Annotated in this window: 22 protein-coding genes and 1 riboswitch; of the genes, 21 read left to right on the top strand and 1 reads right to left on the bottom strand. The window is 41.1% G+C overall.

All coding sequences use genetic code 11. The features are described 5' to 3' along the window. From ACFPOH_RS04855 to ACFPOH_RS04820, 8 genes are all read left to right on the top strand, one after another. A complete protein-coding gene (locus ACFPOH_RS04855) occupies positions 1-1,305 on the top strand; it encodes a pyrimidine-nucleoside phosphorylase (RefSeq protein ID WP_342469726.1) in 1,305 nt (434 codons plus the stop codon). A 222-nt stretch (positions 1,306-1,527) separates the two neighbouring features. Next, positions 1,528-3,249, top strand: a complete 1,722-nt coding sequence (locus tag ACFPOH_RS04850) for a SulP family inorganic anion transporter (protein WP_342469725.1) — start codon at positions 1,528-1,530, stop codon at positions 3,247-3,249. Positions 3,250-3,756: 507 nt separating this feature from the next. Next, a complete protein-coding gene (gene spoIIAA, locus ACFPOH_RS04845) occupies positions 3,757-4,107 on the top strand; it encodes an anti-sigma F factor antagonist (RefSeq protein ID WP_342469724.1) in 351 nt (116 codons plus the stop codon). Next, positions 4,100-4,543 (top strand): anti-sigma F factor, encoded by a 444-nt coding sequence (gene spoIIAB / locus ACFPOH_RS04840; RefSeq protein WP_342469723.1) that lies wholly within the window; start codon positions 4,100-4,102, stop codon positions 4,541-4,543. The genes spoIIAA and spoIIAB overlap by 8 nt, the downstream gene beginning before the upstream one ends. A gap of 90 nt (positions 4,544-4,633) precedes the next feature. Then, positions 4,634-5,428 carry a SigF/SigG family RNA polymerase sporulation sigma factor gene (locus tag ACFPOH_RS04835; protein WP_342469722.1) on the top strand — a complete coding sequence of 265 codons (795 nt, stop codon included), beginning with the start codon at positions 4,634-4,636 and terminating at the stop codon, positions 5,426-5,428. Beyond that, positions 5,425-6,885: a spore germination protein gene (locus tag ACFPOH_RS04830; protein WP_390308953.1), complete on the top strand. Its 1,461-nt coding sequence runs from the start codon at positions 5,425-5,427 to the stop codon at positions 6,883-6,885. Before ACFPOH_RS04835 ends, ACFPOH_RS04830 begins: the two co-directional genes overlap by 4 nt. A gap of 246 nt (positions 6,886-7,131) precedes the next feature. Further along, complete coding sequence (gene lysA, locus ACFPOH_RS04825; protein ID WP_342469720.1) at positions 7,132-8,457, top strand: diaminopimelate decarboxylase; 1,326 nt, start codon at positions 7,132-7,134, stop codon at positions 8,455-8,457. A gap of 199 nt (positions 8,458-8,656) precedes the next feature. Continuing rightward, entirely contained in the window at positions 8,657-9,025 is a 369-nt protein-coding gene (locus ACFPOH_RS04820) for a GNAT family N-acetyltransferase (protein ID WP_390308952.1), read from the top strand. On the opposite strand, the gene ACFPOH_RS04815 is transcribed toward ACFPOH_RS04820, so the two are convergent. Next, positions 9,022-9,522, bottom strand: a complete 501-nt coding sequence (locus ACFPOH_RS04815; protein WP_342581237.1) for a DUF309 domain-containing protein — start codon at positions 9,520-9,522, stop codon at positions 9,022-9,024. The two genes, ACFPOH_RS04820 and ACFPOH_RS04815, sit on opposite strands and share 4 nt — an antisense overlap. A 54-nt stretch (positions 9,523-9,576) precedes the next feature. Between ACFPOH_RS04815 and ACFPOH_RS04810 the strand changes: the two genes are divergently transcribed. The 13 genes from ACFPOH_RS04810 (at position 9,577) to ACFPOH_RS04750 (ending at position 22,682) form a co-directional block, all read left to right on the top strand. After that, entirely contained in the window at positions 9,577-10,356 is a 780-nt protein-coding gene (locus ACFPOH_RS04810) for a segregation/condensation protein A (protein ID WP_390308951.1), read from the top strand. Continuing rightward, the gene (scpB, locus tag ACFPOH_RS04805; protein ID WP_342471317.1) at positions 10,343-10,918 is read left to right on the top strand and encodes an SMC-Scp complex subunit ScpB; all 576 of its coding nucleotides are present in this window, start codon (positions 10,343-10,345) and stop codon (positions 10,916-10,918) included. Before ACFPOH_RS04810 ends, scpB begins: the two co-directional genes overlap by 14 nt. Before the next feature lie 30 nt (positions 10,919-10,948). After that, entirely contained in the window at positions 10,949-11,920 is a 972-nt protein-coding gene (locus tag ACFPOH_RS04800) for a D-alanyl-D-alanine carboxypeptidase family protein (RefSeq protein ID WP_390309073.1), read from the top strand. Between the two features lie 161 nt (positions 11,921-12,081). Beyond that, positions 12,082-12,813, top strand: coding sequence for a pseudouridine synthase (locus tag ACFPOH_RS04795; RefSeq protein WP_342469715.1), 732 nt, complete (start codon positions 12,082-12,084; stop codon positions 12,811-12,813). A gap of 105 nt (positions 12,814-12,918) precedes the next feature. Then, complete coding sequence (gene resA / locus ACFPOH_RS04790) at positions 12,919-13,452, top strand: thiol-disulfide oxidoreductase ResA (protein WP_342469714.1); 534 nt, start codon at positions 12,919-12,921, stop codon at positions 13,450-13,452. 14 nt (positions 13,453-13,466) lie between these two features. Next, the gene (locus ACFPOH_RS04785; protein ID WP_390308950.1) at positions 13,467-15,119 is read left to right on the top strand and encodes a cytochrome c biogenesis ResB family protein; all 1,653 of its coding nucleotides are present in this window, start codon (positions 13,467-13,469) and stop codon (positions 15,117-15,119) included. Further along, a complete protein-coding gene (gene ccsB, locus ACFPOH_RS04780) occupies positions 15,116-16,297 on the top strand; it encodes a c-type cytochrome biogenesis protein CcsB (RefSeq protein ID WP_342469712.1) in 1,182 nt (393 codons plus the stop codon). The genes ACFPOH_RS04785 and ccsB overlap by 4 nt, the downstream gene beginning before the upstream one ends. A 158-nt stretch (positions 16,298-16,455) precedes the next feature. Next, a complete protein-coding gene (locus ACFPOH_RS04775) occupies positions 16,456-17,172 on the top strand; it encodes a response regulator transcription factor (RefSeq protein ID WP_141600962.1) in 717 nt (238 codons plus the stop codon). Next, positions 17,165-18,949, top strand: coding sequence for an ATP-binding protein (locus ACFPOH_RS04770; protein ID WP_342581241.1), 1,785 nt, complete (start codon positions 17,165-17,167; stop codon positions 18,947-18,949). The genes ACFPOH_RS04775 and ACFPOH_RS04770 overlap by 8 nt, the downstream gene beginning before the upstream one ends. 199 nt (positions 18,950-19,148) lie before the next feature. Then, a complete protein-coding gene (locus ACFPOH_RS04765; RefSeq protein WP_342469710.1) occupies positions 19,149-19,682 on the top strand; it encodes an RNA polymerase sigma factor SigX in 534 nt (177 codons plus the stop codon). Then, a complete protein-coding gene (locus ACFPOH_RS04760) occupies positions 19,672-20,868 on the top strand; it encodes a hypothetical protein (RefSeq protein ID WP_390308949.1) in 1,197 nt (398 codons plus the stop codon). The genes ACFPOH_RS04765 and ACFPOH_RS04760 overlap by 11 nt, the downstream gene beginning before the upstream one ends. Positions 20,869-21,007: 139 nt before the next feature. Further along, positions 21,008-21,143: riboswitch (FMN riboswitch) on the top strand. A 228-nt stretch (positions 21,144-21,371) separates the two neighbouring features. After that, positions 21,372-21,953: an ECF transporter S component gene (locus ACFPOH_RS04755; protein ID WP_342469708.1), complete on the top strand. Its 582-nt coding sequence runs from the start codon at positions 21,372-21,374 to the stop codon at positions 21,951-21,953. Between the two features lie 78 nt (positions 21,954-22,031). After that, the gene (locus ACFPOH_RS04750) at positions 22,032-22,682 is read left to right on the top strand and encodes a TlpA disulfide reductase family protein (RefSeq protein ID WP_342469707.1); all 651 of its coding nucleotides are present in this window, start codon (positions 22,032-22,034) and stop codon (positions 22,680-22,682) included. The last annotated feature ends 6 nt before the right edge of the window (positions 22,683-22,688 follow it).

Genomic DNA, 22,688 nt, shown 5'->3' with positions numbered 1-22,688 from the left:
ATGAGAATGGTCGATATTATTGAAAAAAAGCGGGATGGCAAAGAGCTGTCAACAGAGGAAATTCAATTTTTCGTCAAAGGCTATACGGAAGGCACCATCCCTGATTACCAAGCCGCAAGTTTGCTGATGGCCATCTACTTCCAAGACATGACTGAACGGGAGCGGACGGATTTAACCATGGCGATGGTGGAATCAGGGGATACGATTGATTTGTCTCCGATTCAAGGAATCAAATGCGATAAACATTCCACAGGCGGTGTAGGGGATAAAGTCACTATCTGTTTATCCCCGATGGTCGCCGCATGCGGAGTGCCCGTAGCCAAAATGAGCGGCCGGGGGTTGGGCCATACAGGCGGGACGATCGATAAATTGGAATCCATCCCGGGATTTAAGGTGGAACTGACGAGCGAACAATTTATCAAGCAAGTCAATGACATCAAAATGGCCGTTGTCAGCCAAAGCGGAAATTTGACACCGGCAGATAAAAAAATCTATGCTTTGAGAGATGTGACCGGTACCGTCCCCAGCATTCCGCTGATTGCCAGCTCCATTATGTCCAAAAAAATTGCAAGCGGCGCGGATGCCATTGTTTTGGATGTCAAAGTCGGTGAAGGCGCCTTCATGAAAACGGTGGAAGAGGCGGAAGAATTGGCCCATGCGATGGTGAAAATCGGCAACCGTGTCGGAAGAAAAACGATTGCCATTTTATCCGATATGAGCCAGCCATTAGGGTATGCGGTTGGAAATGCTTTGGAAGTTAAAGAAGCGATCGACGTTTTGAAAGGTCATGGCCCGGAGGACGTAAAAGAACTTTGCTTAACCCTGGGTTCCCAAATGGTGCTGCTCAGCGGCAAAGCACAGTCGATTGAAGAGGCGCGCAAAAAGTTGGAGGAAGTGCTCAACAATGGAAAAGCCCTGGAAACATTTAAAGCCTTTGTCGCTTCCCAGGGCGGCGATCCGTCCATTACAGAGCATCCGGATTTATTGCCCCAAGCCAAATATAAAGTGGATGTTCCAGCCAAGGAAGCAGGATATATTAAAAAAATCATTGCCAATGAAATCGGTGTTGCGGCGATGCTTCTTGGAGCCGGAAGAGAAACGAAAGATTCGGAAATCGATTTGTCCGTAGGCATCGTGTTGAACAAAAAAGTGGGAGACCATGTCGAAAAAGGGGAAAGTTTGGCGACCATTCACTCCAATCGGGAAGATATAGAAGACATTAAGAAAAAAATTTATTCAAATATAAACATTACAAATGAAATAATAGAAACTCCTTCACTGATCAAAGGGATCATCACAGAATAAGGAAAACATCCAATTAATCTTTGAAAATGATACACCGCTACATGATAAAAAAGAGCGGATTGGGAAGCGTCAATTTCCAACCCGCTCTTTTTTCTATATTAGATAAGAAGATTGACAGAATATTATTTTTTAATAAAAAATGTGACAATTTTATGAAAATTATATATTATAGAACTTAACAAAGAAAATTTAAGACATATAAAAGAAAAAAGAAGGGGTAAAATGGATAAAATATGGCGGGGTAGATTTGAAGGATATTCATTCAATTCTTTTAAAAGGGATCTAGTTTCGGGGACAATTGTTGGAATCGTAGCCATTCCGTTGGCGATGTCTTTTGCGATTGCTTCCGGGGTCAAACCGGAGTACGGAATTTATACGGCCATTATTGCGGGGATTCTTATTTCTTTGTTAGGGGGATCAAAATATCAAATCGGCGGGCCGACGGGGGCATTTGTTCCCGTATTGTTGGGAGTCGTGCTTGTCTATGGTTATGAAGATTTGTTGCTTGCAGGTTTAATGGCGGGTGTGATGCTCGTATTAATGGGTGTTTTTCGGTTGGGCATACTCATCCAATATATCCCTAGACCCGTGACGATCGGCTTTACAGCTGGAATTGCCGTCATCATTTTTACAGGGCAAATTGCCAATTTTCTCGGTTTAACCGGATTAAAGCAGCATGAACGTTTTATCGACAACATGCAAGAAATCGCAACCCATTTGAATACAATCAATATCTATAGCATCGTGGTAGCATTTTTGTGCCTGGTGACACTCCTCCTCACGCCCAAAGTGTTGCCAAAAGTGCCGGGGCCATTGATGGGCATTATTTTATCTTCTGTTGTTGCAGCCATCTTTTTTAATGGACAAGTGGCAACGATTGGATCAACCTATGGCGCAATTCCAAACACATTGCCGGAATTCCGGTTGCCGGAGATTACGGCGGATCGGATGGTTTCCCTGTTGGGGCCGGCTTTTGTCATTGCGATGTTGGGTGCGATTGAATCATTGTTATCTGCGGTTGTAGCGGATGGCATGACGAACAGCAAACACAATTCGAATCGCGAATTGATCGGACAAGGGATCGCGAACATCGTGACGCCACTCTTTGGCGGAATACCTGCGACAGGTGCTATTGCCAGAACAGCCACCAATATTAAGTTTGGCGCCGCTTCCCCTTTTTCCGGAGTCATTCATGGTTTATTCGTCCTTGTTACATTATTGTTGTTTGCGCCGCTTGCAGTGCATATACCGCTCGCGAGCTTGGCCCCTGTGTTAATGGTTGTCGCCTGGAATATGAGTGAACGGAAACATTTTGCCCATGTATTAAAATTGAAATCCGGTGACTCCCTTGTGTTGGTCATCACTTTTTTGCTTACCGTTTTTACAAGTTTGACCATCGCGGTCATGGTGGGATTATTGCTTGCCGTCATTTTATTTGTGAAGCGGATGAGCGATATGCTGATTGTGTCGAAAGTATTGCCGGACCATAAAAATAACGGGAAAGTACATTCCCATGTGGTAAGCGAAGCGCGGGATTGTCCGCAAATCAGCATTTACACGGTGGAAGGGCCGTTGTTTTTCGGTGCGGCCCAAACCTTTGAAGAACGGATTTTAAAATCCATCCATTATCATCCAAAAATCCTCGTGCTTCGCATGGGGAAAGTGCCTTTTATTGATGCGACGGGTGAGGCCTATTTGAGAAATATAGTCCGCAACTTCAAATCCCAGGGTGGAAAGCTCCTTGTAACAGGGGTGCAGCCAAGCATGAAGATGCTTTTGGATAAAAGCGGATTGACGAAAGAAATCGGGGAAGACAATTTCTTTGAACGCACCGGTGAAGCGATTGATTGCGCTTTGAGATGCATTAACCGGAATCAGTGCATCGGCTGCAAACATTTCGCATTCAGGGAATGTGAGGAATTATCAACAACCAAAATCAGCTAATTCAATCATGGGACTTAATGGCCAAATTTTGGCTCATTAAGTCTTTTTTATGTTTAAAATTCTTCCTATTTTTCCATACTAAAGCTGATTAGGTAATACCTTCTTATGTTTCATGAGGAGAGATGGTCTGTATCCTAAAAAATGGGAAAATGGAAGGTTCATAATAAGCAGCCATGCAAAATCAAGGTCTGCTTTCGGGAGTGGGAAGGTGATTGTACATAAGTTTCCTGGCCTCCCGGTTTATTGTCGAAACGGTTTCTGCCAAATAGTTGTCGCCATCCGGATGAGCTTGCAATCCGTTGGTTGACTTCCTCTGTTTATTCTTCGTTATTTCGCAAGCTCGTCATTCTGCATCGATCGGACAGGTGGTGGATGAAAAGAAGAAACAAGTAAAAATAAAAGTTTGTCGTATTTTTGCTAGTTTCAGCGAATTTCTTCTACTATTGTCAATCAAAAGGAATTTGGACGTGCTATGTGGAATTGCGAAGGGAGGAGGCGATGTAACGGATGAATTATGAAATCAATATGGAAAATGATATTGCAATTATCCGACTCTATGGCGAATTGGATCATCATGAAGCCGAAAAAATTCGAACAGACATTTCCAAAACGATTTTGAAAGGGAAATTACACACCATTATTTGGAATTTAGAGAGATTGAATTTTATGGACAGTTCAGGAGTTGGCCTCATCTTGGGCCGCATGCGGGAGTTGAATGCGGTCAATGGACAAACGATCATCCTCAATCCATCCAATACGATGAAAAAAATATTTCAATTTTCCGGGTTAAGCAAGTATGTGATGGAGGGTAAAGAAGAAGAGGCTATTTTATATGCAAGGGGGATTGTGAATGGATAATGAAATGACACTATCATTCGTAGCATTAAGCGAAAATGAAAGCTTGGCGAGAATTGCCATCACAAGTTTTGTGGCTCAATTGGATCCAACGATCGACGAACTTTCCGAATTTAAAACCATCGTATCGGAAGCTGTCTCCAATGCAATTATTCATGGATATGACGAGGATGGCAAAGGGATTGTCACAGTCCATGCGGTTCGCGAAGGCGATGTTGTTTCGGTTGCTGTGAAAGATGAAGGAAAAGGGATTCCGGATATTAAAAAAGCGATGGAGCCTTTGTTCACTACAAAACCGGATATGGAACGTTCCGGCATGGGCTTTACGATTATGGAAAGTTTCGCGGATCATCTTCAAGTGGAATCGGAACCGGGTGTTGGAACGGTTGTTACTTTTTCCAAAAAATTTCACTCCATGAAAATGAAGCAAATTTCTTAATTCCATCATGAAATTCAACACCCTTTTTTAAAGAATATTTTTCAAAATGGATGCCAATCTATTTAAGGGTATTTGGAAGAAGTAAGGGGGATGAGGACAATCGAACAGCCGTCCAATGTTTTGTTGACGCAGGAAAAAATGCGGGAGTTGATCAGGCTCGCACAAGCTGGAGATATGGAAGCACGGAAACAAATGATTGAAGGGAATACGCGGCTTGTTTGGTCGATTGTTCAACGCTTTGCTTCTCGCGGGGTAGAGCTTGAAGATCTATTCCAAATTGGTTGTATCGGTTTAATGAAATCAGTGGATAAATTTGATTTATCGTATGACGTTAAATTTTCAACCTATGCGGTACCGATGATTATTGGTGAAATACAGCGTTTTTTGCGTGATGACGGCATGGTGAAAGTGAGCCGCTCCATCCGGGAATTGAATTTTAAAATACGTCAAGTGACCGATGAATATTTAAAGACCAATGAGAAGCCACCTTCAGTCTCGGAATTGGCCGAAATGCTCGGTGTATCACAGGATGAAATCTTAATGGCGACCGATGCCATGAGAGATCCTGCTTCTCTCCATGAACAACTGTTTGAATCAGAGGGAGATTCCATCACGTTAATGGATCAAATGAAGGATGAAAAATCCGAATTGCCATTTCAATATATTTCTTTGAAAGAAGTGTTGAAAAAACTCGATAAGAGAGAGCAAGCGATTATTTACTTGCGCTATTATCACGATTTGACCCAGACGGATATCGCCGAAAGACTTGGCATTTCCCAAGTACAAGTCTCGAGGCTTGAAAAGAAAATTTTGGCCCAATTGAAAGAATGGATGGATACATCATCAACGACAACAAGAAAAACAAAAAAGACGGTGAATAAATGACGAACAGAATTTTTGCATCCAAAGAAGACGCAAAAGAATTCTTGTATTCAAAATTTGGAAAAGATGAATCTTTTGATGTTTGTATCAAAGATGTTTATGTGAAAAAATTACCGGTGTTATGCGTGTATATAAGCGGGCTTGTTGACGGAAGTACCCTCACTGATCAATTGGCTCCGCTTTACTTTGATAGCGATGATAATGGGCAAGTTCCGGCTGAGGACATCAATGACGACACTTATTTCGACAATACTTTCAATTTCTATGGAAAATCCGAGCCGAAAGACAAGGAAGAATTTTTGCTGGGTGTCTTAAGCGGCCAAGTAGGCTTTGTTACACTACATGGATTTGCCTATTTGTTAGAGTTGAGAAACTATCCGGGTCGTCAGCCGGAAGAGCCGGATAATGAAAAAGTCATTCGAGGTTCCCGTGACGGTTTTGCGGAAAATATTATGATCAATACGGCACTCATTCGCAGGAGAATTCGGAGTCCTGAGCTGCGATTTGAAATGCACAAAATCACTTCAAATGGCAGAACCGATGTAGCGATTGCTTACATTAAAGATATCGTCAATGATCAACATTTAAATTGGGTGAAACAGCGCATCGAGGAAATCAAGCATGATGGATTGACCATGGCCGATAAAACATTGGAAGAGTGGATTTTTAAACAACGGTTTCATCCGGTGCCTTTTGTCCGCTATTCAGAAAGGCCGGATATCGTTGCTGCCCACCTTTTGGAAGGCCATATCGCCATCATCGTAGATACCTCTCCATCTGTCATTTTGCTGCCAATTACAATATTCCACTTGATGCAGCATGCGGAGGAATATAGGCAATCGCCACTTGTCGGTTCGACTGTGCGGCTGTTGCGCTATTCGGCCATTATTTTAAGTTTAACATTGATGCCTATATGGTATTTGCTGGCCACTCATGAAGAATATTTACCGGAAGCGCTTGATTTTATCGGTGCGAAAGAAGAATCGAATATTCCGCTCTTGCTTCAAGTTTTTATTGCCGATTTAGGGTTGGAATATTTGAGGATTGCTGCGATTCATACGCCAACGCCGCTATCTACAGCCATGGGTTTGGTAGCAGGCGTTATCATTGGCCAAATTGCCATCGATGTTGGATTATTTTCGTCGGAAGTGGTTCTTTATTCAGCGGTTGTAGCGATTTTTACTTTTGCAATTCCAACCTTTGAATTGAGCGTTTCCATTAAATATTTCCGTTTTATCGTGCTGGTGTTGACAGCTTTATTTGGACCAAGCGGATTTTTCATCGGCTTTTTCTTGATTTTTTCGTATTTCTGCTCACTTCGGCCGATGCAAATCCCCTATATGTGGCCGCTTGTACCGTTTTTCCCAAAAGCTTTCTTGAGGGTATTTATCCGATTCCCGATGGCGGACGATGCGCTCAGACCTTACATTGTCGGAGCGAAACTGCGAAAACGGACTTAAATTCTGTTGCGAAAGCCATGCGCCTATGTTAAAGTTCAAACATAATACTAAAAATTGCGGCTGTCCATTGTCGAAATATTCAATCTTCATCAAAAAGGAAAGCTTGCAGATGCGGGCTTTCCGATTTTGTAATTATTTTTTTCTACTGCTTTTTTAATAAATGGTATAAAATGGAGATTAAGAGATAGAAATGGTGTGATTATATTCATAGACATGGACAGCTTCATTGAATACGGAGGGGAATCTATGCACTTATTCGGAACACAAACAATCGGAGAAAATGGTCATTTACATATCGGTGGAGTTGATGCGGTAGAGCTTGCAAAAGAGTACGGAACTCCGGTAATCGTTTATGACCTCGAATTAGTCAGAAATCGGGCACGCGCATTTAGAGAAACGTTTGAAAAACATGGTGTGAAAGCACAAGTCGCATATGCTTCAAAGGCATTTTCATGTATCGCAATCTATCAATTTGTGAATGAGGAAAATTTATCTTTGGATGTCGTTTCCGGTGGAGAATTATATACGGCCCTAAAGGCAAACTTTCCGGTGGAACGCATTCACTTCCACGGAAACAATAAATCCTATGATGAATTGAATCTCGCATTTGATGCAAAAATTGGATGCATCGTAGTGGATAATTTCTATGAAATTGAGTTATTGAAAGAGATTTCCGAATCACGGAAACAATCTATGAATATTTTATTGCGGGTGACACCGGGGGTAGAAGCCCATACGCATGATTTCATCACAACAGGTCAAGCGGATTCCAAATTCGGTTTTGACTTGAATAACGGTCAGGCTGATGAAGCGTTTCAATTGGTTGTGGATCATGAATATTTAAATTTATTGGGTCTGCATTGTCATATAGGTTCCCAAATTTTTGAAACAGACGGTTTCAGTTTAGCCGCTGGAAAATTGATCGAAAAAATTGATGATTGGAATAAAAAATACAACTTTGAATGTAAAGTCCTCAATTTAGGAGGAGGTTTCGGTATCCGCTATACGGAGGAAGATCGTCCACTTGAACCTCATGTGTATGTGGAAGAAATGATCAAAACGGTGAAGGAAGAAACCGCAAAACGCAGTTTATCCATGCCGGAAATTTGGATTGAACCAGGCCGTTCTTTAGTGGGGGATGCAGGAACGACACTATATACGATCGGTTCACATAAAACCGTTCCAAATATCCGCGAATATATCGCCGTTGACGGAGGAATGAGCGACAACATCCGCCCGGCATTGTACGATGCAAAATACGATGCGGTGATTGCCAATAAAGCGAACGAACCAAAAGAATACAAATATACAGTTGCTGGTAAACTGTGCGAATCCGGTGATAAACTGATTGTGGATGCCCCACTTCAAAAAGCGGAACCAGGCGATATTCTTGCGATTTTCTGTACTGGCGCTTACGGATATTCAATGGCATCCAATTACAACCGCGTACCGAGACCTGCAGTTGTTTTTGTGGAAAACGGGAAACATCAATTGGCCATTCGCAGAGAAAGTTACGACGATCTCATCTTAAACGATATGGAATATCAATTAAATAAGGTGAATCAACTGTGAAAATTTCAAGATGGAAATTGCTAGGAATCCTCATTGCTTTTTGTTTAATATGGGCATTGTTTTACATTTTTTTCTTAATTCCAAGACTCGATTGACTTGTTGCGATTTGGCAATAATTGGATGAAATTTGATTCTTGAATTGAAATCGTGTACGATAATATAGAATGTTGTATGCGATAAGAAAACGAGGGAATGTACTATGTTAGTTCGTTATAAAAAATCACTCGAAAAAATAGCGATGGGATTACTTTCGTTTATGCCGCAGCAGAAAGATGTCAAAAAACTGATGGAAACAATGCAGTCCTACGAACAAGAAGACAATTGGCAATTATATTTATGGAAAAATAATGACGAGTATGTTGGTATTGTTGGGGTTGTGGCGGAAGATTCTGTTGCGACGGTCCAACATATCACGGTCGTTCCTTCCTACCGCGGTGAAGGAATCGCGAAGAAAATGCTGAAGGAACTTATCGATTCCGGAAAATTTACGGAAATTAAAGCATGCGAAGAAACAGAACCTTTCGTTAATAAATGCTTACATAGCATAAAAGAGGCAGACGGAAATTAACGTCTGCCATTTCTTTTTTCTTCCCTCTTTCTGAGAATATCTGAACGATCGCGCAGCATATGCTTATGAAGAAGATACTTCGTGGACAACACGGGAAGGGATTCAATTTTTTCATTGATTCGCTCTTCCAAAACCGTGTTTGTCACTTTGATTGAAAAAGGTTGAAATGGCTGTTTGTTTTCGATCGCCGCAATTGTTTTTAAACAATCATTACATAATTGCCGAAAATCGATATAATCAAAAAATGGATGGTTTGGATTGGACAAGAACTTTTCATAAGCCTTTCTCATGATTCTGGATGCGCCTTCCCAATTATTTCTGCGCCAATGGTACAATCCGGTGGCCATTTGGATATATCCAACGAGGGGATGCGCTTTATTTCCAGGTGCGATGGTCTTCCAATAATCCTCTAAAACTTCGTGACATTCAAAATAATCTTGATTACCATTGAAATATGCGCAAAAATCGATAAATGACGGATGAAATAAAGGGTGCATGGCCAGTAATCCCCTTTCTAAATTCATTTATAAAGAATTCAAGGTGTGTGACATATGTATGAAGTAAAATTGGATGCTTTTCAAGGTCCGCTTGATTTATTATTGCACTTAATTCAGCGTTTGGAAATTGATATATATGATATACCGATGGCGGAATTGACCGCCCAATATATGGAGCATGTCCGGGCAATGAAAGTGTTGGAGCTGGAAGAAGCCAGCGAATATTTGGTGATGGCAGCCACACTCCTCGCAATCAAGAGCCGAATGCTGCTTCCGATCCATGAAGGGGAAATGGAGGAGGCGGAATTTGAGGTGGATGAACCGGACCCTAGGGAAGAATTGGTATTAAAGCTGATTGAATATAAAAAGTTTAAAGAAGCGGCCACCCAATTGAGACAGATGGAGGAAAACCGGCCGGAAAACTTTACGAAACCGCCAAGCGACCTTTCCCCATATATGCCGGATGAGCAGCTTGCATTGTTCAATGCGGAAGTCAATGTTTACGATCTGCTTTACGCTTTTCAAAAAATGCTAAGGAGAAAACAATTGCGGAAACCGTTGAAAACAACGGTGAAGAAACAGGAAATTCCGGTAAAGGACCAAATGTTCAAAGTGGTGGATATATTGAAAAAAAGGGGAGGCAAATCCAGCTTCTTTGAACTTTTCCCATACGAAGATAAAGCAACTATCATTGTAACCTTCTTATCCTTGTTGGAACTGATGAAACGACAAATCGTTTTTGTCGAACAGGAAAATAACTTTGAAGATTTGACCGTGATACTGCAGAAGGAGGAACTGACAGGTGAACTCGAAGATTTTGATGAGCAGGATTGAAGCATTATTGTTCGTAGTAGGAGACGAAGGATTGACGGTCAAACAACTGGCGGATTTATTGGATGTGGGAGAAGTGGATATAGAAGCGGGGCTGAGCGAATTAAAAACCCACTATGAAAATAATGCTGCATCGGGCCTTACCATTAAACAATTGGCGGATACATACTTATTAACAACAAAACCAGAATTGGCAAATACAATCAAAAAATTGGTCGAAAATCCGAACAGTAGTGTATTGTCAACCGCATCATTGGAAGTTTTGGCCATCATCGCCTACAAACAGCCGATTACAAGGGCGGAAATCGAAGACTTGCGCGGTGTAAAAAGCGAACGCCCTATCCAGACCCTGATTTCCCGCGGACTCATCCGGGAAGTCGGACGGGCAGAAGGGACAGGACGCGCAATTCTTTACGGAACGACAAAGGAGTTTTTAAATTACTTTGGCATATCCGAGCTTTCAGAACTTCCTCCATTGCCTGAAGGAAATATGGAAGATGAAAATGAGCATACGGATCTCTTCATGACAAAATTCCAGGAAGTATTTCAAAATGAAAATCAATAAAGGAGTGGCTGAGTGAAATTAGCAAAGTTGATGACCGCTTTTGCTGTTTCATTGACGTTCTATTTTTTGTTTCAACAAGTGGCGAAAGCTTCTTATGTAGTAATTGATGCAGATACCGGAAGAACATTGATTGGAAGCAATGAACATGTGAGAATGCCGATTGCAAGCCTTACAAAAATTTGGACGGCCCTGATTGCCATTGAAAACAGCAATTTGGATGACGAAGTTGTCATCTCCCGGGAAGCAGCCATGAGTGAAGGATCGTCCATTTATTTGGAGCCGGGAGAAGTTGTGCCGGTGGAAACATTGTTATATGGACTGATGCTCCGTTCCGGAAATGACGCGGCCTATGCTTTGGCGGAACATGCAGGCGGATCCGTTCAGGGATTTGTCGATTTAATGAACGAAAAAGCGATGTATTACCATTTGAATGAAACCTATTTTACAAATCCATCCGGCTTGCATCACGATCTGCATCTCTCAAGCGCCTATGACACAGCCCAAATGCTCCGAATCGCTTTGGAAAACGAAGATTTTTATAGAATTGCTTCCACGATTCAATATAAAAGCAATACAAAAAATGGAACCACTTGGCTGAACAAACATCGGCTGTTGAGGGAAAACGTCGGGGCGGTGGCCGGGAAAACGGGATATACAAAAGTGGCGGGAAGAACGCTTGCAACGTATTTTGAAAAGGACGATGAACGCATCATTATTGTGACATTGAATGAAGCCAACGATTGGCAAGTACATAAGCAGCTTGCAAATCAAGTGTTCAAAGAGTATGATGTAAAAACCATTGTGAAAAAAGGAAAATATAAAGCAGCAAACAATGTTACAGTCGAACTTAAAGAACCGATCCGGCTGCTGATTTCGGATGAAGAAGAGGACCAAGTAAGGAATGTATTGCACCTGTCCAGAAATAAAGATCGAGAGTTCGGTATTTGGCATGTGTTTCTAAACAACGAAAGCATTTATTCAACTAGAGTTACATTGAAATAGAATGAATAAAGCTGTCCGAAATTTTAATCATATATTTCGGACAGCTTTTCATTTTGCAAAATGAGTTCTTTTTCTTTAATATTGGAACAAAATATGACATAATTTTCAACAGTGATAAGGATCTTCATAATGAAAAGTTAGCATTGAGGGGTGAGTCATCGATGGAAAGGCTTCAAAAAGTAATTGCACAAGCGGGAATTGCCTCGAGACGGAAAGCGGAACAATTGATTTTGGAAGGAAAAGTGAAAGTGAACGGGGAGGTTGTCACAACCTTAGGGACAAAGGTTTCAAAGTCCGATGTGGTGGAAGTGGATGGCGTGAAAGTGGAACGGGAAGAAAAAGTATACTATCTGTTCTATAAGCCTAGGGGAGTCGTATCGACCGTATCCGACGATAAAGGAAGAAAAACCGTATTGGATTTTTTTAAAAATGTCGAGGAACGGATATTCCCGGTTGGCCGTCTTGATTATGATACATCCGGTCTTTTATTATTAACCAATGATGGTGAGTTCGCCAACTTAATGACCCATCCAAAATATAAAATCGAAAAAACATATATTGCACGATTAAAAGGAATCCCGAAATTTGAAGATTTAAAAAAATTGCGAAGGGGCATTATGCTTGAGGATGGCATGACGGCTCCTGCAAAAGTGGAATTAAAAAAATCGGACCGCAAAACCAATAAGTCGATTTGTGAAATCACGATCCATGAGGGGCGCAACCGGCAAGTTCGCCGCATGTTTGAAGCGATTGGAACGCCCGTCGTAAAATTGAAGCGGGAACGATTCGCCTTTCTGGATTTAAAAGGATTGAACGCAGGCGAGTATCGTGAGTTGACGGCCCATGAAGTAAAACAATTACGGGTTCTTGCAGAAACAGGAAAAATTGGTTAGTACTACAACCATAGTGATAACCTTCATAAACATTTCATATTTGTCCTTGAAATATTTGCTATAATGAAAGAGATTTTAATGTTCTCTTTGCTGGGAGGTTGCGAAATGGACAAGAAAAAGAAACGTTCGATTATCAGAGGAATCATTCTTCTGGTGTTGGCTTGTGCGATTATTTATACGATATACAACTCGGCAACGAAAGAAAAAGTGGAAGCGTTGGCGGACGGCGATCAGGCACCGGATTTCGAATTGGTGGATTTGGAAGGCAATACCCATCGTTTGTCCGATTATAAAGGGCAAGGGGTTTTCTTGAATTTCTGGGGAACTTGGTGTGAACCATGCAAAAAAGAAATGCCTGCCATGGAACGCCAATATCAACAATTCAAAGATCAAGGTGTACAAGTTTTGGCCGTGAACATTGCCCAGTCAAAATTTGAGGTGCAAAATTTCGTAGATCAATATGACCTTACATTCCCAGTGGTCATCGACAAAACAAAAAGCGTGATGCAAGCTTATAATGTTGGCCGATTGCCAGCAACTTATTTGATCAGTCCGGATGGAAAAGTGAAAAAAATTCCTCCTGGTGAATTGTCTGAACAACAAATACAATCATTTATGGAGTCAATTAAGCCGGAATAGGGGTATTTTAAAATATGGAAAAAATCACATGTGTTTGTGGTCATGAAAATCCGTTTGGCACAAAGATTTGTGGAAAGTGCGGCAGACCACTGTCAGAAGATGCAAAAGCTCAAAAAATACTTGATATGCGGTATGATGGTTCGGCAATCCGCTCAAAGACGTATAACAAATCCATTATCGACAAAATCTGGAACTTCTTTTCCAGTGTAAAAGTCGGCGTTTCGTTAATTGTCATTACTTTAATCGCTTCTTCCCTTGGAACTTTTTTCCCTCAAAAATTTAATATCCAAGCGGCAACGGAAGCGGAAAAAGCGCTTTACTATGAGCAAAACTATGGAACCATCGGGAAATTATATTATGAATTAGGTTTTTCGGATATATTTAATTCATGGTGGTATCAGATTTTAGTAGGCCTTCTTGCCATTTCAATCATTGTTGCGAGTCTCGACAGAGGGATTCCTCTCTATAAATCGTTGAAAAATCAGCGGGTTAAGCGTCACGAAAGCTTTATGAAAAAACAAAGAATCGTAGCACAAGGACCGGTAACGGAAGGCGATCCATCCAAAACCCTTGATTTGATTTCCGAGAAAATGACACAATTGCGTTATAAAGTGCGTCGGGATGGAAACGCTTTATTGGCTGAAAAAAACCGCTTTGCCCGTTCTGGCCCATACATAAATCACCTGGGGCTCATTATATTTATCTTTGGGGTAATGCTGCGTTTTGTTCCTGGCTTCCACGTAGATGAAGCAATGTGGATCCGGGAAGGGGAGGTTCGCGCAATACCGGGAATGGAAGGTTATTTCCTGGAAAATGAACAATTCATTTTGGAAACATATGATAATGATCCAACGAGAGCACAGATTGAACAAGGTGTTGCCGCTATCCCGAAAAACTATCAAACCAACGTCAAACTTTATAAACAGGCAGAAGGTGCCCTTTTAGGGGACACGGAAAATATGGAACTGGTAAAAGAGTATTCCATTCGTGTAAACCACCCGTTAAAATATGACGGCTATTCCATTTATCAAATGGATTTCCGCCAAAATGAATTGAAAACAATGACATTCGAATTGACCCATAAAGAATCTGGAAAATCCCTAGGGTCATTGACGATTGACTTGACGGATCCGGATAAAGAATATGTTTTAGGAGAAAATACGAAAGTTGAAATATTGAACTATTATCCTGATTTTTCCGGAATGAAAGATGGGGTTCCTCAAACAGCATCCCAATATCCAAACAATCCGGCTTTCGTGTTCAAAATGACTACGCCGGATAAACCAAAAGGGGAAATCAGTTTCGTTTCAATTGGTGCCCCGCCTGTTGAAGCGGGAGAAAATGAATACAAAATGACGTTTAAAAATGTAGAAACAAGAAATGTTTCCGGATTAACAATCAAAAAAGATGTAACGATTCCAATATTGATTATTGGCGGTGCAATTTTCTTGCTTGGTTTGGCAATTGGTTCTTATTGGAATCATCGTCGCCTTTGGGTACAACAATTGGAAGACGGTACAATTATGCTCGCTGCCCATACAAATAAAAACTGGTTCAGTATCAAAAAAGATTTAGATATTGTTACAGATTATGCCCATTTACCAAAATATAGAGATCAACTTGAAGAAAATGAAGAGTCGGATAAGGAAGGTGACGATGTCAAATGAGTTTGATAGATATTAGCGGCAATCTGCTTTTTATCGCATTCTTTGCATATATTTTAGGAACGGTATTTATTGCCGGTTCCATTAAGCGAAATGATGGGGCGGCCAGCAGGGCGGAAAAGTGGGGCAAAATCGGTATTGTTGTTGCCATCATTGGTTTTATTGCCCAGCTCGGTTATTTTATTACCCGCTGGATTTATGCGGGACATGCTCCTGTAAGTAATATGTTCGAATTTACAACAGCCTTTGGAATGTTCCTTGTTGGAGCGTTCATATTAATCTACTTTATTTATCGTGTGAAAATTCTTGGGTTGGTGGCGTTGCCAATCGCTATACTATTCATTTCATACGCGACGATGTTCCCGACGGAAGTGACGCCGCTTGTGCCATCGTTGCAAAGCCACTGGTTGACGATACACGTTATAACAGCGGCAATCGGGCAATCCATCCTTGCCATCAGCGCCGTTGCCGGTTTGATTTATTTATTGAAAGAAGTGGATCCAAAAACGCCTTCAAAAGAACGTTTTTGGCTTGAAGCCATTTTATACTGCTGTGTTGTGATCATCGGGTTTATCGTTGTAACCATTACATTCCGCAGCATGGGGTATGAGGCGGAGTTCACTTATATTGATAAAACCGGCAAAGAAGCGGATATTGTTTATAACATGCCGGCCATCTTTGGGATGAATGAATATGATTTGAAAACGGATGGAGTGATGGAGCCTTTAATCGAAATGCCGGCACTCATTAATGCGAAAAAATTGACAACCGTTACTTGGTCGTTCATCGCAGGCACAATCATTTATTTGTTATACCGGTTAATCGCACGAAAACGCATTTGTGAACTTCTTCATCCTCTAGTAAAAAGAGTCAACATCAACTTGGTGGATGAAATTGGATACCGCTCGGTTTTAATTGGATTCCCTGTCTTCTCTTTAGGTGCTCTTGTCTTTGCCATGATTTGGGCGCAAATCGCTTGGGGCCGATTCTGGGGTTGGGATCCAAAAGAAGTTTGGGCGCTTATCACGTGGCTGTTCTATGCGGCTTATCTCCACTTGCGTTTGTCCAAAGGCTGGGAAGGAAGAAAGTCAGCCTGGCTTGCCTTAATCGGTTTTGCCATCATCATCTTTAACTTAGTCTTTGTGAACCTGGTCATTGCAGGACTCCATTCATATGCATAAAACTATTAACTATTATCAACGTAAATAACGATGAAATATTAATAAATTGTGAAAGGTCTTCCCAAAAGTAGGGAGGCCTTCTTTTATTAGTCTTTAATTTTTATTCATAAAATTGTACAATGAGTATAGTAGATAAAGCAAAGAGAGGGGTTAACATCGTGTCTGAAAAAGTGTCTATTTTGGTTGTGGATGATGAAGACAGAATTCGTCGTCTATTAAAGATGTATCTTGAACGGGAAGGATACGAGGTAGATGAGGCGGAGAACGGGGAAGTCGCACTAAAAAAGGCATTAGAGAAAGATTATCATTGTGTTATTTTAGATATCATGATGCCTGAAAAAGACGGATTGCAAGTTTGCGAAGAGCTTAGAGAAAAAAAATCTACACCGATTATTCTCTTGACGGCTAAAGGCGAAGAAGCAAACCGGGTGCAAGGTTTTGAATTGGGTGCGGATGACTATATCGTGAAACCGTTCAGTCCACGTGAAGTAGTGTTGCGCGTGAAAGCGATTTTACGGCGTTCAAGTGCGTTGAACCAAGTGTCCAACACAACTGCTTCCAGAGATATCGTGGTATTTCCTCACTTGACAATCGATAATGATGCCCATCGCGTCACTTGTGATGGACAAGAAGTGAACTTGACTCCTAAAGAATACGAACTGCTTTACTTCTTGGCGAAATCGCCGGATAAAGTATTTGATCGGGAACAATTATTAAAAGAAGTATGGCACTATGATTTCTTTGGTGATTTGCGTACTGTCGATACGCATATAAAGCGCTTACGCGAAAAATTGAACCGCGTATCGGATAAAGCGGCGAAAATGATTGTAACCGTATGGGGCGTTGGTTACAAATTTGAGGTCATCAATGACTAGAATATGGAATAGTATTGTCGGGAAGCTATGGGCGACCATATTGCTTCTCGTTTCATTTGTGTTATTTATTTTTACAGTTGCCATGCTTGAATTTCTTGATGATTTCCATATCAAACAAGCGGAAAGCTCTTTGAAGCAAGCGGCAACGACCATCTCCAACATAGTAGCCCATACGGATATAGAGCAAATTACCGACGATTTATTGGATGATTTATTAAACGAAGATACAAATGCCTTTATCGCCCTCGATGATCAGACTGTCCTTTCCAGCTACCAATCTGGAATCAATCAGGAGGAAATAAGAAAGGATTTATTGGAATCGGATGAATTCCAAAAAATCTTTGAGGCCAGCGAACCGATTATCCGGCAAATGATTTTGCCTTCCCAAACGGAAGAAGATAAAATGGAGTCTTATTTCGTATTAGGTTATCCGTTGTCCATTGAGAATGAAGTACAGGGTGTTTTATTTATTTATCAAAACCCTTCAGCCCTTCACCAAACGACGAACCAAACAACCAAAATCGTCTTTGTGTCAGCGATAATCGCCTTTGTATTGACAACGTTTTTCGCCTTTTTCTTATCATCAAAGATTACACAACCCCTTCGGAAAATGCGGGAATATGCTTTTGATATTGCAAAAGGAAATTTTGACGAGCAGCTGCCGACAAACCAAAGCGATGAAATCGGACAGTTGGCTGTGGCATTCAATCAGATGGGACGTCAGCTGAAACATCATCTGGAAGTGATCAGCCAAGAAAAAGAACAATTGTTCAGCATCCTTACATCCATGACCGATGCGGTGATTACGTTTAACCGTGATAAAACCATTTTGCTCAGCAACCCGCCTGCGGAACGATTGTTGCAGCGATGGTTCATCCGAAATGGCATGAATAAAGATTTATTCTTGCCGGAAGAAATTTATGCCATGTTAGATCATGTATTAACATTCGAAGATAAGCTGGAAGAGGACTTGGAAATAGACGGTTCTTATTACCGAATCACCATCAGCCCGCTAAAAAGCAGCGGACAAGTGATCAGGGGAGCCATTGCGGTGATTCGCGATATGACGGAACAAATTAAATTGGACAAATTGCGTTCAGACTTTATTGCCAACGTTTCCCACGAATTGAGGACGCCGATCGCCATGCTGCAAGGATATTCTGAAGCCATCATTGATGGTGTGGTCGAATCGGAAGAAGAAAAGAATGAGATGATAAAAATCATTTATGATGAATCACAACGTATGGGACGTTTGGTTGCCGACCTGCTCGATCTGGCACGCATGGAATCCGGCCATACAACATTAGTGAAAGAAACGGTGCCGATTAATCCTGTTTTTGAACGTATTACGCAAAAGTTCAGTCAAGTGGCGAAGGAAAATCATATCCATTTGAATTTCCATACAGAATTGCCGGAAGATACGGTGATCAGCATCGATGAAGACCGTATTGAACAAGTATTGACCAATTTGATTGATAATGCCATCCGCCACACACCTGCAGACGGCAGTGTGACCGTATCATTGGAACAAGAATTGTCCTATTTGAAAGTCCAAGTAGCCGATACGGGAGAAGGCATTTCCAAAGAAGATCTGCCATTTGTCTTTGAACGTTTTTATAAAGCGGATAAGGCGAGAACGCGCAATAAAAAAGTCGGCACAGGCTTGGGTCTTGCCATCGCCAAAAATATTGTTGAAGCCCATAACGGAAATATCAGGGTGGATAGTGAAGTCGGAAAAGGGACAACCTTCACCTTCTATTTGCCGTTAAATGGATAAGAATTCGTGGATACTCCAGGTAAAGTTTGAAAATATTACTTGCGATTTAATCGAAGTATGGTACTCTATTACCTGGAGTAGAAGCGAATTCTTTTTTTACATTTTTTGCGAAAATTTTCTCTTTCACATTAATTTTTACTTTCATGTAACATTTTTGATTAAAAATCGACAAAATGAATAAGGATGGAGGTGGCATGGATTGAAAGAATCCATATTCCATCGACTGTATGATCAATATCATCAGGATGTGTTCCAATTTTTAGTGTATTTGGTAAAAGATCGATCGACAGCGGAAGACTTGTCCCATGAAGTGTATGTCCGGGTATTGAAGTCATATGAACGGTTTCAAGGGAGAAGCTCAGAAAAGACGTGGCTTTTTGCGATTGCGAAAAATGTCGCGATTGATTACTTCAGGAAAAAAGCTGTCCGCTCTTCCCGTTCATATACCGCTTTTGATTGGGAGAGGGAGCAGCTTGTATCCCCCGTAAAATCGCCTGAAGCCTTTATCGAATTGAATGATGAACTGAGGCATCTGTTGGAAGCGTTGGAAAAGTGTACCGGAGATCAGCAACTGGTGATCATTCTCCGCTATTTTCAGGAACTGTCCATTGCAGAAACGGCAGCAATACTCAATTGGACGGAAGGAAAAGTAAAAACGACACAACACCGTGCCATAAAGCAGCTAAGGGAATTGCTATCAAATAAAAAGGAGGCGAATCAATATGAATCATGAGCATTGGGATGAAGAACGAATTGAAAAGTTGCTGAGCAAAGTTCCAAAAATTCATGATACCCGTTCAAAAGAAGAAGTGTTGGAACGATTGAAAAAGGACGGGGTTTTTGATGAAGAGCCTCCAAAAAAATCGCCAAGAATCAATCTGTTGCCATGGATGATTGCTGCTTGTGCCGTATTATTCATCGCAATTCTGATCCCTTCTTTGATGAAAAAAGATTCAACTGCGGATGAGGCGTCGACTGCGAATGATTCATCCGGAGAGGACATGGGCATTCTGGGCGTCCCGGATAATCTTGAAGAACAGGAAAAATTCGTGAACGTGATGACGGTGGGAACGGATAACAGAACGGCTGTATATCCTGATCAAACGGAAGGGAACACCCTTTTCCGAATCGGTCTTGCAAGCAAAGATGCGGACAGCATACCGGTAACGATTGTGATTCCGAACGAAAAAATACTCGAAGATTTTGGAAAAAACGATCCGTCGCAAGTAGAAATGTACAAAGTATACGCTCCCCGATTAAACGAACAGGCATTGGGCTTTATCGACTATCATCCTTACGAGGGAGAAATCACCGAGAAGAATGGAAAAGTGATTCATGTTTTGCCGGAGAATCATCCATATGACGTTGCATCGGCAGCCCTTTCAACCTATTTTGCTACCTTGTCCGACACTTTTTCTTCTTATAGTGAAGTGGAATTTGCCGATCAAAACCATCAACCAAAGATATTGAAGGAAGTGGGAAAAGAATATTCGCTTCAGATTACAAAGGAAACAACACAATATAGCTACTTCAAATATGTACAAGAGGATGGCTCCGCGTTTTTGGCGCCAAATTTCAGAGAAACTTTTCCGAATGTCGAAAAGGCGATGGAAGCATTAAAGGTGAATACCAATGATGTCTATCAATCGGTCATCTTGCCAAATGTCGATTATTCGGTCAGCGTTGAGAAGGATTTGGTGAAAATCACCTTTAAAGAACCTTTGGATCTTTTCAATTATAATCAAGTGGAAGCAATGCAAATGATTGAGGGGATGCTTTTGACTGCCGCAGGATTCAACAAGGCGGTACAGTTCGAAAACATTGTCCAATCGGAATGGGAAGGATTTGACTTCTCAAAACCATTGCCAATCCCGGTTGGTCCGAATAAATTGCCGTATACGGTATTGGAAAATGAATAAAAGTGAATGGAACTGGTGCATGGAAACGCGGAAAAAATACCGTTACATGAACAGGATGCCATATCATTTTTCATATCAATGAACATATTCCTTTACAAATATTCAGTATTCTCATATAATAAGGCTAAATTGAATAATGATTCATCTTCGGGGCAGGGTGAAATTCCCGACCGGCGGTGTTAGAACTTCGTGTTCTTAAGCCCGCGAGCTCATTTTGAGCAGGATTTGGTGAGATTCCAAAGCCGACAGTATAGTCTGGATGGGAGAAGATGGTATGGTCGTTTTTCGTTATGGGCAGTCATTGCACATGACAGACTTGGTGTTGGAATTTTTTGTAATATCCAACGCGCATTTCTTCATGGTCTTTTTAGTCATGTGTTGTCTCTAATTGTATCCTTTTCTCCCTTATGCAAGTTCGCATAAGGGATTTTTATTTGTAACGAAGCCGACTGATGCCTTTCTTCTTGCGAGTTGAATCAACAAGCAAAGAGGAGAGAGTGTTAATGAAAAAGATGAAAGTGCGATCATTCGTAACAGTTGCAATGCTATCAAGCATCTCATTTATTTTGATGTTTTTAAATTTCCCGCTTCCGTATTTTCCTGTATTTTTGGAAATCGATTTCAGCGATGTTCCTGCATTGATTGCCGCCATTACAATGGGGCCGGTTGCAGGTATTCTGGTGGAACTTATTAAAAATATTTTGAATTGGCTATTTATCGGCGCACCGACAGGGGTACCGGTGGGACATATGGCAAACTTTGCGACAGGTCTCTTATTTATTCTGCCAGTTTATTATATTTATAAGAAAACCAATTCCATCAAAGGGTTAATTTTAGGACTGGTTGCAGGAACATTTTCCATGTCGATTGGCATGAGCGTTTTAAATTACGTCGCCTTCTTGCCGATGTACACGTATTTCTTGGGAATGGGAAGCTTTGATGTGAAGGAAACCATCGTTCTTGGCATTTTGCCGTTCAATATCATCAAAGGCATCTTATTGATGGTGCTTGTATTGATGTTGTTCAGAACGATGAGAAAATGGATAGAGAGCCAAAGGGCACAATATTTATTGCAAAAACAATAAAAAAGTAAGGGGAGTTTGCATGACGGCAAACTCCTTTTTTATGTTTTCGATTCATATATTGCTATAAAGGATGGTGTTATGGGAAAAAGAAATGTATCCATTTTTTTCTTATTGCTGATTGTCACTACGATGGTTTGGACAATCTATTCGAGCTTTTTCAAAGAACGGACAAGTGAGGGGGAGATGTTTACAGAAGACGAGTTTATTGATTTTCTATATCAAAATTTAGGGATGGAGGAACCGCACGATATTGTACCGTTGGATGCAACGGATGGACATTCTCATGATGAGGAGTTGGAAACTTCCTATCAGCCGATGAATGTTGAAGCACTGGATTTTCAGTTAAAAACGATTCATAATGAAACTATCCGATTGTCAGAATTAAAAGGAAAGAAAATTCTGCTCAATTTTTGGACAAGTTGGTGCCCACCTTGCAAGGAGGAAATGCAAGAGCTGAATGAATTCTATGATCAATATGCCATAAGGAACGATATCGAGATATTGGCCATTAATGTGACGGATCAAGAGTTTTCAATCGATGATGTGAGAGATTTTTCGGTCCAGTACCAATTGCAGTTTCCTGTTTTGCTTGATGAGCGTGGGGAAGTTTCAAAGAAATATCAAATCATGACGATTCCAACAAGTTTTATTATTCATGAAGACGGTACGGTGATTGAAAAAATTGTTGGCCCTGTCACAAAAGATGTCTTATTGGAGAAGTTTCAATAAAGGAAA

Source organism: Ureibacillus suwonensis (genome assembly GCF_042655065.1).
GTDB classification, from domain to species: Bacteria; Bacillota; Bacilli; order Bacillales_A; family Planococcaceae; genus Ureibacillus; species Ureibacillus suwonensis.
Note: the sequence above shows the minus strand (reverse complement) of the source record. Positions and strands in the feature narration are given on the sequence as shown.